Annotated in this window: 11 protein-coding genes and 1 tRNA gene; 6 read left to right on the top strand and 6 right to left on the bottom strand. The window is 59.9% G+C overall.

The window, feature by feature from the left end:
• Positions 1-2 precede the first annotated feature (2 nt).
• The 3 genes from BREU_RS10270 to BREU_RS10260 all read left to right on the top strand — a co-directional run bounded on the left by BREU_RS10270 (position 3) and on the right by BREU_RS10260 (position 4884).
• Positions 3-3062, top strand: coding sequence for a type I restriction endonuclease subunit R (locus BREU_RS10270; protein WP_044089726.1), 3060 nt, complete (start codon positions 3-5; stop codon positions 3060-3062).
• 65 nt (positions 3063-3127) lie between these two features.
• Positions 3128-4492 carry an exodeoxyribonuclease VII large subunit gene (xseA, locus tag BREU_RS10265; RefSeq protein ID WP_052382123.1) on the top strand — a complete coding sequence of 455 codons (1365 nt, stop codon included), beginning with the start codon at positions 3128-3130 and terminating at the stop codon, positions 4490-4492.
• Positions 4493-4596: 104 nt separating this feature from the next.
• Positions 4597-4884, top strand: a complete 288-nt coding sequence (locus tag BREU_RS10260; protein WP_044089725.1) for an exodeoxyribonuclease VII small subunit — start codon at positions 4597-4599, stop codon at positions 4882-4884.
• Between the two features lie 137 nt (positions 4885-5021).
• Here the strand turns inward: BREU_RS10260 and BREU_RS10255 are convergent, their stop codons facing one another.
• The 4 genes from BREU_RS10255 to BREU_RS10240 form a co-directional block, all read right to left on the bottom strand.
• Positions 5022-6878 (bottom strand): AMP-dependent synthetase/ligase, encoded by a 1857-nt coding sequence (locus BREU_RS10255; RefSeq protein WP_044089723.1) that lies wholly within the window; start codon positions 6876-6878, stop codon positions 5022-5024.
• 126 nt (positions 6879-7004) lie between these two features.
• Positions 7005-7430, bottom strand: coding sequence for a nucleoside 2-deoxyribosyltransferase (locus BREU_RS10250; RefSeq protein ID WP_044089722.1), 426 nt, complete (start codon positions 7428-7430; stop codon positions 7005-7007).
• Positions 7431-7552: 122 nt separating this feature from the next.
• Complete coding sequence (locus BREU_RS10245; RefSeq protein WP_044089721.1) at positions 7553-7957, bottom strand: GNAT family N-acetyltransferase; 405 nt, start codon at positions 7955-7957, stop codon at positions 7553-7555.
• Between the two features lie 81 nt (positions 7958-8038).
• Positions 8039-8111, bottom strand: a tRNA-Arg gene (locus BREU_RS10240).
• Positions 8112-8400: 289 nt separating this feature from the next.
• Here BREU_RS10240 and BREU_RS10235 point away from each other — a divergent pair.
• Positions 8401-9561: an endonuclease/exonuclease/phosphatase family protein gene (locus BREU_RS10235; protein ID WP_044089720.1), complete on the top strand. Its 1161-nt coding sequence runs from the start codon at positions 8401-8403 to the stop codon at positions 9559-9561.
• Positions 9562-9563: 2 nt separating this feature from the next.
• Here the strand turns inward: BREU_RS10235 and BREU_RS10230 are convergent, their stop codons facing one another.
• Both BREU_RS10230 and BREU_RS10225 read right to left on the bottom strand, forming a co-directional pair.
• Positions 9564-10532, bottom strand: a complete 969-nt coding sequence (locus BREU_RS10230) for a Ppx/GppA phosphatase family protein (RefSeq protein ID WP_044089719.1) — start codon at positions 10530-10532, stop codon at positions 9564-9566.
• 166 nt (positions 10533-10698) lie between these two features.
• A complete protein-coding gene (locus BREU_RS10225; protein ID WP_414133025.1) occupies positions 10699-11871 on the bottom strand; it encodes an aminotransferase class I/II-fold pyridoxal phosphate-dependent enzyme in 1173 nt (390 codons plus the stop codon).
• 169 nt (positions 11872-12040) lie between these two features.
• On the opposite strand from BREU_RS10225, the gene BREU_RS10220 reads away from it, so the two are divergent.
• Both BREU_RS10220 and BREU_RS10215 read left to right on the top strand, forming a co-directional pair.
• Positions 12041-13096, top strand: a complete 1056-nt coding sequence (locus BREU_RS10220) for a Gfo/Idh/MocA family protein (RefSeq protein WP_044089717.1) — start codon at positions 12041-12043, stop codon at positions 13094-13096.
• Between the two features lie 120 nt (positions 13097-13216).
• On the top strand, positions 13217-13696 hold the full coding sequence (locus BREU_RS10215) for a GNAT family N-acetyltransferase (protein WP_044089716.1): 480 nt from the start codon (positions 13217-13219) through the stop codon (positions 13694-13696).
• Positions 13697-13709: the final 13 nt, after the last annotated feature.

The raw sequence follows: 13709 nt of genomic DNA, 5'->3' as shown, positions 1-13709 counted from the left end.
TCATGGCAGTCAAACCGACCCGCAGCATGAGCGAGCACACGTTCCAGAACCACGTCATCGACGGATTCGAGCAGCAAGGCTATACCTATGTGCCGCAGTCGCAGATGGATCAGAACTTCAATCGCGAAACGGCGATCGACGAGCAGACCTTGAAGGAATTCCTGATCGACACCCAACCAAAGGAAGTCGCCAAGGTCGAGCGACAGTACGGCGGGAACTGGAGTCAGGCTGTCCTCAAGCGCATTCAGCAGGTCATCGCGGACAAGGGCCTGCTCTGGGCGCTGCGCAATCAGATCGAGATGGCTCCGGGAGCCAAGTTCAAGCTCCTCTACTTCAAGCCGAAGAACGATCTGAACCAGACCGCAGTGGAGCATTATCACGCGAATCGCTTCCAGGTCACTGAAGAGTTCCATTACGGCACGATGAAGGACGACCTCAACAACCGCATCGACGTGGTGCTGCTCGTCAACGGGTTCCCGCTGGTCACCATCGAATTGAAGAACCATCAGACCGGACAGACGGTGAACAATGCAATCCGCCAGTACATGACCGACCGCAATCCGAAGGAGCAGGTCTTCCAGCCCGATCTTCGTTCGCTCGTGCACTTCGCGGTCGATGCGGACGACGTGTTCATGACCACATGGCTCAAGGGCAAGGAAACCAAGTTCGTGCCCTCCAACCAAGGCAACGGCAAGGCCGGCGGCGGCAATCCCCCGGCGGAACCCGGCAAGTTCGGTACATCCTACCTGTGGGAGGAAGTACTCACGCCGGACTCTCTGCTGGACATCGTCGAACGGTTCGTGCAGATCACCTACCACGAGAAAGACAAGAACGGCAAGAAGATCACGCGTAAGGTGCGTTCCGCAATGAAGGCGGTGATCTTCCCCCGCTACCATCAGCTGCGCGCGGTGCGCCGACTGCTCAAGGCCACGCAGGAGCAGGGCCCGGGGCATAACTACCTCATCCAGCATTCGGCCGGTTCCGGCAAGTCGTATTCGATCGGCTGGCTCGCCTATCATCTCGCATCCCTGACGCAGAGCGACGGCAATTCGTTCTTCAATTCGGTGATCGTGCTGGTGGACCGTGTAGTGCTTGACGAACAGTTGCAGGGCACTATCATGAACATGCCGCACCCTCGGGGCATGGTCGCCATCGCCAAGGATTCTGCAGGGCTTCGCGATGCCGTCAATGCCGGTTCCCGCATCATCATCTCCACCATCCAGAAGTTCCCGTACATTTACAATCAGACCGATACCTCCGGCCGCACGTTCGCCATCATCATCGACGAGGCGCATTCGTCCCAAAGCGGCGAGGCACATCGCAAAACCAAGCAGGCCCTCGGCGACCACACCGGCCTCAACACCGATGATGCCGACGAACTTGATTCCGACGCATACGACTGGGACGACAGCGGTCTGGACGAAGACGCGGACGATGCGGCGATGCGTGTGCGCGACGAGCTGAACGCACAGGGCGTGCAATCGAACCTGTCGTTCTATGCGTTCACTGCTACGCCGAAGCCGAGCACGCTCGAAACGTTCGGCACGGCGAACCCTTCTACCGGCAGACCGGAAGCGTTCGACCTGTATTCGATGAAGCAGGCCATCGAGGAGGGCTTCATCCTCAATGTGCTCACCAACTACACCACGTTCCAAACGTATTTCCATCTGGTCAAGAAGTCAGAAGAAGACCCCAAGCGCAAGGCCGGACGCACGAAGAAAGAGATTATGGACTTCGTAAAGCTCGACCCGAGCAACGTGTCGCAAATCTCCAAAATCATCGTCGATCATTTCCACGATCACGTCATGCCACTGCTGCACGGTGATGGCAAAGGCATGGTCGTGACGTCCAGCCGCAAAGCCGCCGTCGAATACTACAGGTACATGAAGCGGCTTTCCGCTCGTGCCGAATATGCGGGCGTGAAACCGGTCGTCGCATTCTCCGGCAAACTCGATTTGGACGGTGAGGAGGTGACTGAAGGAATACTCAACGGATTCCCCTCCAGCGAAATCGCGAAGCGGTTCGACACATCCGAGTTCAACCTCATGATCGCGGCGAACAAGTTCCAGACCGGATTCGACCAGCCGAAGCTGTGCGCCATGTACGTTGATAAGAAACTCACCGGAGTGGCCGCCGTACAGACCCTCTCACGACTGAACCGCACCTGTCCAGGCAAGCAGGCTCCCATCGTGCTTGATTTCGCCAACAAGCCTGAGACGATTCAAGCAGCGTTCGAGCCGTACTACATGCAGACCGACCTCGACCGCGTCACCGATCCGAGCGTCATCTACGACATGAAGACCGCGCTCGGCGAATTCCAGATCTACGATGATGCGGAAATAGCGGCATTATGCAAGGTGTGGCTGGGCAAGCCGGACGAATCCACCATGCCGGAAGTGCTGCGTCTGCTCGGCCCGGCCAAGGAACGGTACGCCGATCTAGACGAGGAGCGTCAGAACGAGTTCCACAAGCGCGTCGGCAAGTTCCTGCGTACTTATTCGTATATCACGCAGCTGATCCGGCTGGAGGACGAAGAGCTCTTCAACCTCGACACGTATCTGGCGTTCCTCAACCGGGAACTCGCGCCCAAATACGCAGCGGAAGAGCCCATCGACGATCTGATCGCGGTGACACAGCTGCGCATCGAGAACAAGGGACGTGCCGACATCACATTGACCGGAGGCGAACCGGTCAAGAACAACGCCGGCACCGTCGGTGTGGGGCCCACCATCGATGATGAAGACTATCTATCCAAAATCCTCAACTACCTCAACGATTTGTTCGGAACCGACTTCGGCGACCCAGTGCGCAAGTATTTCGAAGGACTGATGACGGTACTGCAGAAAGACGCCAAGCTACGCACTCAGGCCAAGAACAATTCCCGAGCCGATTTCCGCACACCGTTCGACTCCGCGTTCCTCAAAGCGTTGTTCGAGTCGCAAGCCGAGAACACGGATCTCTTCAGCAAACTCAGCAACAGTCAGGAGGCTCTGCGCCACGTGCAGGAATTCCTTTTCGATGAGTTCTACACTCGCGAACAGCGAGAAGAGCGAGAAGAATAGGACGCACGCGAATCGATGAGGGTAAATTTTTACCCTCATCGATTCGCGCATTTATAGTGGAAGGCATGACTACTGCAATGGGAACTCCATATACGGGCGCGGCACCTACCGCCGCCTCGTTGGCCGGTGCCGGTTTCGCCTCTGGCCAGAATCAAGGTGCTGCTGGCACCATTAATCTGCCTGACGGCCCAAGACCGGTCGATCAGCTTCCTGCGCGTGCGGCGGAAACCACCGCGCAGAACCCTTGGCCGGTGAGCGTGCTGAGCCAGAAGTTCTACGGTGCGGTGGATCGCTGGCCTTCGGCTTGGGTCACCGGGCAGATCACGCAGATCAATACGCGCAGAGCCGGTTCGGCGTATCTCACTTTGCGCGACGATGTCGAAGACATCGCGATGGAGGTCAACGGATTCGGACGCTTCGCCCAGGCCGCCAGTGAATTCGTGCAGGGCGATCGCGTGGTCATCCACGGCAAGCCGAACCTGTGGATGAAGCGCACCTCGCTCTCACTTCGAGGCGACACTATTCTGCGCGTCGGCGCGGGCGGCAGCCTCAAAGCCATGTTCGACGAGCTGCGCCAGCGACTCAAGGGCGAAGGCCTGTTCGATGCCGATCACAAGCTCCCACTGCCTGAATTCCCGAAGACCATCGGACTGATCTGCGCACCTCAAGCACGTGCCGAAGGCGATGTCATCACCAACGTGAACCTGAGATGGCCAGCGGTATCGTTCAAAGTGGTGCATGTCCACGTGCAGGGCGAACAGTGCCCGACGGACGTAGTTCAGGCCATCCAACAGCTCGACGCCGATCCTACGGTGGACGTCATCATCGTGGCTCGCGGTGGCGGTTCATTCGAGGATCTGATGGGCTTCTCGGACGAACGCGTGGTACGTGCCGCATACGCCTGCACGACGCCACTGATCTCATCCATCGGCCATGAGGACGATTGGATGCTGCTCGATCTGGTGGCCGACCTGCGAGCATCCACACCTACCGACGCGGCCAAACGTGTGGTGCCGGATGTATTCGAGCAGTCGCAGCTCATCGAAGGCGCGATTGACCGCATGCGTCTGCGCATGCGCTCCCGCGTCGAGAACGAGATTCGTCTGGTGGAGGGATACGCCAATCGGCCCAGCCTCACCCAGCCGCATACCATGCTGGAGCCGCATCAGCGGTTTATCGACGACTCATTGCAGCGCCTTGACATCGGTCTTCGACGCATCGTGGATGACGCACAACTCACCATCGAGAAGACGCATGCATCCCTGACCGCGTTGAGTCCGCAATCCACGTTGAATCGCGGCTATGCAGTGGTGCAATCCGCAGACGGGCATGTGGTCGACAATGCCGGAGCCATCAACGTCGGAGACAATATCACCGTGACGTTGAAGAGGGGCGTCATCACCGCCACCACCACCTCGACAAACGAATAACGACAGCAACCATTACAGTTTGCATATAGACAACCATCCCTTGGCCTCGTTACGCGGCCGGCTTGCCCCTATAGGGCAAGCTTCAGGGGAACAGAGGAGGAATCATGACCGACAAGAACACCGCACCGGCTTCTTCGCTGACCGATGAGGAGCGCAAGCTCATCGCCCAGATGCCATATGAGGAGGCACGTGACAAGCTCATCCAAGCCGTGCAGGCGTTGGAGACTGGAGGATTGAGCCTCGACCAGTCGATGCGCCAGTGGGAGATCGGCGAGGCCCTGGCCCAACGCGCGCAGGGATTGCTTAACGACGTGCGCGCCAAGCTCGATCAGGCGCAGGCCCAGCAGGCCGCCAACGAGGCTACGGCGGGAACTCAGTCCAATCTGGACTGAGTTCCCCTTCGCGGCACAGCCGCTCACCAAACCTACGGGAAGCCCACCGGGCTCCCCGCTTAACGGTTTGGCCCAGTCCAATCTGGACTGAGTTCCCCTTCGGCCTACGGCCTCACCTCGCCTACGGGAAGCCCGGATTACTTCTTCAACGGTACGTAGATGACGTTGTTGATGAGCTCCTGGTAGTGCTTGACGATCTGCGCACGACGGGTCTTGAGGCTCGGGGTGAGCATGCCGTTGGCCTCAGTGAACTCGTCGGGCAGGATCTCGAACTTGCGGATGGATTCCGCGCGGGAGACACCCTCGTTGGCGGCATTGACCGCACGCTCCACTTCGGCGTGCACGATGGCATTGCCCGCCAGCGAGGCCAAATCCGGCTCCGGCTTGGCGCCCTGAGCCTCCAGCCACGCGTTGGCGTCCGCCAGATCCAGTGTCACCAAAGCAGCCACGAACGGCTTCTTGTCGCCGATTACCAAGCACTGGTTGACCACCGGCGAGGTCATCACCGAAGCCTCCAGCAGGCCCGGAGACACGTTCTTGCCGCCGGCGGTGATGATCAGATCCTTCTTGCGTCCGGTGATGGAGATGAAACCGTCCTCATTGATGTCACCCAGATCGCCGGTATGCAGCCAGCCGTCGGTGATCTGCTGAGCGGTGACCTCAGGATTGTTGTGATACCCCTTGCACACCAGGGGTCCCTTGACCACCAGTTCGCCATCCTCCGCGATACCTGCCGTAATGCCGCACATCGGCATGCCGATGGTACCGATGCGGTTGTCCTCCGGCAGGCTCACGCACACCGGACCGCAGGTTTCGGTCATGCCATACCCCTCTAGCACCGGCATGCCGATGCCGTTGAAGAAGTGGGACAGCTCGGAATCCATCGGAGCTCCGCCTGTGATGGCGAAATCGGCGTTCGGCCCGAAGATCGTGCGGATCTTCTTGTATACCACCTGCTCATAGAACGCGTGCGCGATGCGCCCAGCCAACGGCAGTTTCTCCCCGCGCTGCTCCGCCTTCGACCAGGCGCGCGCGTTTTCCGCCGCCCGGGCGAACATCTTGCCGGCGAATCCGGTGCCCGCGCGCTGGGAGGCGGCGTTGTACACCTTCTCATACACGCGAGGCACGGCGAGCAGCAGCGTGGGGCCGAAGGTCTCGAAATCCCTGACCATGGTCTTCATATTGGAGCTCAGAGCCAGAGTGATGGTTCCGCCGAAGCTGAAGAACTCCATGAATCGCGCGAACACGTGGCTCAACGGCAGGAACAGCAACAACCGGCGATCCGGCCATGCGCCTGCACGCGGCATGTACTGCAGGGCGGAAAGCACCAGGAACGCGAAGTTGCGGTGCGTCAGCTCCACACCCTTCGGTGTGCCGGTGGACCCGGACGTGTACACGATAGTGGCGCGGTCATCACCATGGGAGGCGTTCTTGTACTCCCAGAATTCGGCATCGGTCACCGATTCGCCATAGGTCTTGATCGCGTCAAGGCCGCCGGCATCGATCACGAACACGTTGCGCAGCGTCGGCACCTCATCACGCACCGACTCGATCTTGTCACGCTGACCGTCATCCTCGGCGATCGCCACCGTGACCTTGGAGTCGTTGAAAATCCAACTGACCTGGCTTGCGGAGTTCGTCTCATACACCGGCACGGTGAGCGCGCCGATGGACATGATCGCTAGATCCAGCGCCGTCCACTCCCAACGAGTGTGGGACACGATGGACACGGAATCACCCTTGTTGACGCCCAGTCCAATCAGACCCTTCGCCAGATCGATGACCATGCGGCGGAACACTTCGGCGCTGAAGGGCTGCCATGAACCATCCTCGGCCTTGTATTCGATCATGGCGCCTTTGGGATCGCGCTTGGCGCGACGGTCGAGCAAGTCGAACAGATTGATGTCGCTGTCGATCGGCTCCTTGACCGGATTGGTGAACTGCTTGACGATCGTGGTCTCATTGTGTGCCACATCAGCGATGTTTTCAGTCATACCTCTATGTAACTCCATCGTTGATACAAAACAGTAAAACAGTCCGTTACTTCTCACATCTGGACTCACATCTGGACGCTATATGCCCGGCTGTTTCAATCCTGTGCGGCACATGAAACCACACCATCAGAACTGGATGTAATCGACCTCGGTATGCTCGCCAGTCTCCAGATACTTCGCCACGTCTTCAGGACCTGCGAACACCATCTCGACGGCCTGCGCCACCATGAGGTTCACGCGATCCATCGGCGTCAATCCATCGAAATAGCCATAGACCGGCATACCCAGCGCATGCGCGTACCCAATCTCGAACATCGTGCCCGCATCCTCGTCCATGAGGTTGGCGATGACCGCTTTGGAGGAATTGATGCCTTTGATATCGTCCGCAAAGCATCCCTCCGGGCCGACTTCCTCAAACTGGCTGACGAATCGCGGCTTGAACAGCTTCTTACCGTGCTCCTCCAGCACCTTTTCCAGACGTTCCATGCTCGAAGTCTGCTCAGGATCGAAGAACGGGCCGGCCACGTAATAGTCATATTCCTTTTCGCTCATGGCTTCCAGTCATACCGCAGCACGAATGATTTCCATACCCTTAGCTCAGTCTATGGACAATCATTCATATAGTGAACATGGCATGACAAATCGCAGTCTTCACGAGATAATGCAGGCTTCAATCAGCCCCGGTTGACGATTTGCATGGCGCGACCGTCCTCCATCAGATGGAAACCGTGCTTCTGGTAGAACGGCGCGTTCTTGCTCTCCTCTGGCATCACCTCGAGGAACAGGTACTCGCGGTACTTCGCCTTGACCAGCTCGACCATATGGCCACCGATGCCCTGGCCGTGATAGGCGGGATCGACCAGCACCCAATGCATGTATGCCACCATTTCGGTATCGTCCAGTACACGTACCAGTCCAGCCAGATGACCGCCATCCCAGGCGCTGATCACGGTATCCGAATGCTGAAGCGCCTTGAACAGTCGCTCAGGATAGTTCGCCGATTCCCAACCGACCGAGCGGAACAGCTCCTGCACCTGATCCTGAGTGAAACGCTTCTCTTCCGTGTATTCGATAGCCATAGCCGATTATGGTAGCAATCGCATACGCACCGGTACGTCCGCGTACCATATGACGGATGAATGCCGAACGACGGCGCCAAGTGCCCGAGACGCGATTCGAACGCGCGACACCCGCTTTAGGAGAGCGGTGCTCTATCCACTGAGCTACCCGGGCAACGACGTTTCATTGTACACGGGACATAGCCAGTGGGCAATTCGTACAATTCGTGCCGGTTTGGTGCGAACTCGTCAGCCACCCGGCAAAATCAGCCCGCGCCCCAGCGCGGCACGATACAGTAGCAACTCGCGCATGCACTCAGGCATGCAACCGTCGCCGAGGGATTCCCGATCGAATCCACCGGCCTGCCGCACATCCGAAATAACCGGGTCCATTCGCGTAAAGGTTACGCAAGAGCGACCGCCGGATGTGCAGGAATGACGCCCAGGACGTAAGGAAGGATGACATGTCACGCACACGGAGCATTCCCACGAACAAGTCCGCGTCCTCCCGCTCCCGGTCAGCAGGCACTCGGTCTTCCTCGAACAAGTCCCAATCGCAAGCAGGGTCTCGTTCACAGTCCCGTCCACGGACCAAGCCGTACACCAAGGAGCAGCTGCATCATCACAATAGCCATCGATTCCTCGGTTTTCTTGCAGCATTGTTCGCCATCGCCGCGCTGATCTGTACAGCGGCGCGCGCGCTGCCTGCCGACCTGCAGGCGCTGCCATATGTGCCGGTCGCCATAGCGGCGACCCCTTGGTTCGCGCTGCTTGGCCTTATCGCGCTGCTCATGGCGATCATGTCCCGTAAGGTGCTCGCCGCGCTGATCGCCGTCGCCGCTGTGGGAATCAATGGCTATTGGCAATATCCGTTCTTCCACTCGCCAGACCCGCTCCCCCAGGCCGCATACAATGCCGTGGCAGCGAGCGAGGCAAACACCGCCGACGCCTTCGCCCGCGTGATGACGTTCAACGTATACAAAGGACAGGCGGACGCCCAGGCCATCGTGGACACGGTCCGAGACCAGCGGGTCGAGGTGCTTGCCCTTCAGGAGACCACCGATGACTTCGTGCAACGTCTCAAGGAAGCCGGCATCGAACGCTATCTGCCGTATTCGAACGTCTCCTCATCGGATGGCGTCTACGGCAACGGCCTGTGGTCCGCCACCCCGCTCTCCCAACCGGTGGACGACGAGGTGAATTCCAGTGCTTCGTTCATGCCCGCGGGCACGGTGGACATGGGCGGCAACCAGATCCGATTCGTCTCCGTACACACCACCGCACCCGTGCCCGGCTATTGGCGGCAGTGGAAGCGCTCGATTGACGAGCTCGGGCTCATGCGCGGCCACACCGATACGCGATATGTGTTCATGGGCGATTTCAACGCCACCTATGACCACGCCCCATTCCGGGAATTCCTCGGCTCGCGGTTCCTGGACGCCGCGCGAATCTCAGGCCACGGTTTCACGTTCTCCTGGCCGACGAACCGGCCGGGACTGCCGATGTTCGCCGGCATCGACCATGTGGTACTCGATCAGGGGATGCGGGCCGGGCAATGCAAGACCGTCAGGATCACCGGCTCCGATCATGCGGCCCTGCTCGTCACCATCGACGTGATGCAGTAGCGCTAGAATCCGAGGCGGGTGCGGCCGAACTGGTCGAGCCAGCGCAAGATGGCGCCTTCTCGCAGCGCCCACGGGCAGATCTCCACTTCCTGAATGTTGAGTGCCTTCATAATCTCGTCGGCCACCACAGCACCGCCCACGATCTGCATCGTGCGTTCCGGCGTGATGCCCGGCAGCGCCACACGCTGCTCCGGAGCGATCGCCGCAAGACGCGGAATCCAATCCTCCAACTGCTCACGCGTCATGATCGCCGTATCCTCGCGTCCTGGCTGGCGAATCACCGCGCCGCACAGACGTGCCAGCGAGCGGAAGGTCTTGGACGTGCCCACTGCGTGGTTCGGATGCTTGGACTGCGGGAACGCATTCACCATCGGCTCGAGAATCTTGCGCACATTCCTGCGCACGTCCTCAAGCTCGGCGGGGGTGGCCATGCCAGTGGGCAGGAAGTCGACGGTCACACGCCCCGCTCCTGCCGGCACGGACAGTGCCACAGTCGGCTCCTCGTCCGACCCCATGGCCACTTCCAGAGAACCGCCGCCGATATCCAGCACCAGCAGTCGCCCGGCATCCCAGCCATACCAGCGGCGGGCGGCGAGGAATGTGAGTCGCGCCTCATCAGTGCCGGACAGCACGGTCACGCCCTGCCCGATCATCTCCTCGATCTTGTGAATCACCTTGTTGCCGTTGGGAGCCTCACGCAACGCCGACGTGGCCATGACCAGCAGCTGGGTGATCTGATATTCCTCGGCGAGCGTCATGCATTGGGAGACCGCATCAAGAATCGCCTCGATGCCGGCCTTCTTGATGGAGCCGTCCTCCTTGAGGTATTTCATCAGTCGGACAGTGGACTTGGTGCTGGCCTCGGGCTCGGGGCGGGCGCCGGGCGCCGCGTCCACGATAAGCATATGGATGGTATTGGAACCGATATCAAGCACACCGAGTCGCGTGGTATGCGCACGAAGATTAACCATATTCTTCTCTCACTCGCATTGCGGCGCACCGGCGTGGCAGACCGTTGCCCACAACAGACATATCCAGCCGCGCCCCGTGCATCATCAACACCACCGACAATGCAGGGAGACGGCATTCGTCAAACGTAGCTACTCTACAACATTCCCCTGCATCACAGCCGTTGCATCACAGCGTTTCCGCGAACCGGCCGAGCCGCTTCAGCCCCTCACTCAACGCGTCACGCGAGGCGGCGTAGCTCAGCCGCACATGCGTATCGGCGGTGGCGGCGCCAAAGTCCCGGCCAGGGGTCAGCGCCACATGGGCCTCCTCCAACGCCCGTTCGCAGAACGTCCACGCATCAAGGCCCGTGCGTTCGATGTTGAAGTAGGCGTAGAACGCGCCATTCGGCTCCACTTCGACCGGCAGGCCTATGCGCTTGAGCCCGTCGATCACAATATGGCGGCGTGCAAGCAGCTCCTGACGCCGCGCCTCGCATTCGGCGAGGCTCTCGGGCGTGAAGCAGGCCAGCGCCGCATGCTGGGTGGGTGTATGGGCGCACAGGTAGTAGTTGGTGGCCAGATCGTCCACGGCCTCCAACACCGCTGCATCATCAGGCAGGATGGCCCAGCCGAGCCGCCAACCGGTCATGCCGAAGAACTTGGAGAAGCTGTTGCACACGATGGCATCCGGGTCGCAGGCCAGCACGGACCTGACCTCACTGCCGTCCGGCTCGCGGTCGGCCAGATCGAGATATGTTTCGTCCACGATGCGCCACGCCCCTCGGGATGCGGCCAGACGGCATACTCCGGCCAATACATCGAAATCGATGGTGGTGCCGGTTGGATTCGACGGCGAAGTGATCATCACAGCCTTGGTGCGGTCGGTCCAATACCGTTCGCACAAATCGGCGTTGAGGTGGAATCTGGTCGCCGCCGAGGTCGGCACATCGATGACATTGCCCTCAAACGAACGTACGAGTTCACGGTTGCATGGATAGGACGGATCGGCGACGATCACGTCGTCACCGGGGTCGATGGTCAATGCCGTGGCCAGAAGCAATGCAGCCGATCCTCCTGCGGTGATGCAGATGCGTTTGGGGTCGATGTCCAGATCATGACGTTCACGGTAGAAGTCCGCAATGGCCTGGCGCAGTTCCGGCAGGCCCATGGCGGCCGTATAGGGCAACGCGCGGCCATCATACTGCTCACGCATGGCATCCCGCACCGCCGGCGGGGCTCCGAAGTCCGGCTCGCCCAGAGAAAGCTTGATGACGCTGATTCCGGATGCGATCATCGAGTCCGCTTTCTCACCGAACACCATCGCACGGAATGGATTGATCTCCCTCGCCCTGCGGGACATGACCGGGGTCGCCCGCTTTGCATTGCTGTTGTCCATAATCCGGTTTTATCCACCCGCTGGGACAACAAACTCGCTTACGAGGGGCTGACCAACAAGACGGAACACAGCACCCTGACTTCTATAATTGCCGTAGACGCTGTTGCGGACAGACCATATTCAAGGAGGAATGATGAGCAGATTCAACGGCAAGCGAGCCGAATTCGAAGCCAGCGGTGACAAGGTCAATGTCGCCATTCTCGGTGCTGGCAATATCGCCCACACCATGGCCGACACGTTGACGAAGATGGCCGCGAATGAGCAGTACACGAATCTGATACATCCTTATGCGGTAGCCGCGCGCGATGCCGCCCGCGCCCAGGCATTCGCCGACCAGTGGCATCTGGACAAGGCCTACGGCTCCTACGAGGAACTGATGGAGGACCCGAATGTGGACCTGGTCTATATCGCCACTCCGCACAGCCTGCATGCCGAACAGGCGATTGCCTGCATGCGCGCCGGCAAAAACGTGTTGGTGGAGAAATCGTTCACCGCGAACACCACACAGGCCCGTGACACACTGGCCGTGGCGCAGGAGACCGGCATGCTGTGTACGGAGGCGATCTGGACACGGTATATGCCGAGCCGCGCTCTGATCAACGAGATCATCGGCTCCGGTGAAATCGGAGAGGTTCGTTCGGCCAGCGCCAACCTGTGCTACCCGGTATGGAAGGTTCCGCGTATGACCGATCCGGCATGCGCGGGCGGCGCTCTGCTGGACGTAGGCGTGTATCCGCTGAACTTTCTCGATATGGTTCTCGGCGCCGACCATGGCCGCACTATCGAACGAATCAGCACTTCGATGATCCCGCATGAGACGGGCGTGGACGCGCAGAACTCCACGACGCTGTATTACGATGACGGCGCAATGGGCGTGGCCACGAGCTCGATGATGGTCTCATCGGATCGCGGAGGCTACGTATGGGGCACTGACGGCTACCTTATGGTGACCAATATCAACAACCCGGAAACCATCGATATCTATGACAATGACCACAGGCCCGTGCGCAGCGTCGCAGTGCCGCCGCAACTGACCGGATACGAGTACGAGGTGGCTGACGCGGCGAACGCCTTGCTCGACGGCAAGACCGAATGCGAGGCCATGCCCCATGCGGACACGATTCGCATCATGGAGCTGATGGACCAGATCCGCAACGTGTGGGGTCTGAAGTTCCCGTTCGAGGCGTAGGACGCAACCGCGTATCCTCCGTCCATCGCACTGCCGTCGCATCGCCGAAGCGGTGCAGGGCCACCCACCGCCAAACCACGGGTGCCGCGGATGCTTGGCATGGAGGATACACTGGCCGATATGGAGAAACTCACGATTCGCAGAGCCGTCGCCGCCGACATGCCACGCATCGATGACTTGTTGTTCCAGGTGGCGCAGGTGCACCATCAGGGGCGGCCCGATCTGTTCAAGGGCGGCGCCAAGAAATACACAGACGACGAGCTTTCACGCATCCTCGCCGATGACCGCACCCCCGTGTTCGTGGCCGTGGATGCGGACGGCCTGCTGCTGGGGTACGCGTTCTGCGTATTCCAGCAGCATCCGGACAATCATGTGCTCACCGACATCACGACATTGTACATCGACGACCTGTGCGTGGACGAGCAGGAGCGCGGCCGTCATGTGGGGTCCGCGCTGTATCGTTTCGTGCTGGATTTCGCGCGCGAGTCCGGCTGCTACAACGTGACGCTCAACGTCTGGTCCTGCAATCCCGGCGCCCAGGCCTTCTACGAACGCATGGGGCTCACGCCTTACAAGATCGGCATGGAGCAGATCCTGTAATCTGCACGGCGTG

Origin of the sequence: Bifidobacterium reuteri DSM 23975, from assembly GCF_000741695.1 — a bacterium.
Taxonomy (GTDB): Bacteria; Actinomycetota; Actinomycetes; order Actinomycetales; family Bifidobacteriaceae; genus Bifidobacterium; species Bifidobacterium reuteri.
The sequence above is the reverse complement of the archived record's forward strand: the minus strand, read 5'-3'. Positions and strand labels throughout refer to the sequence as shown.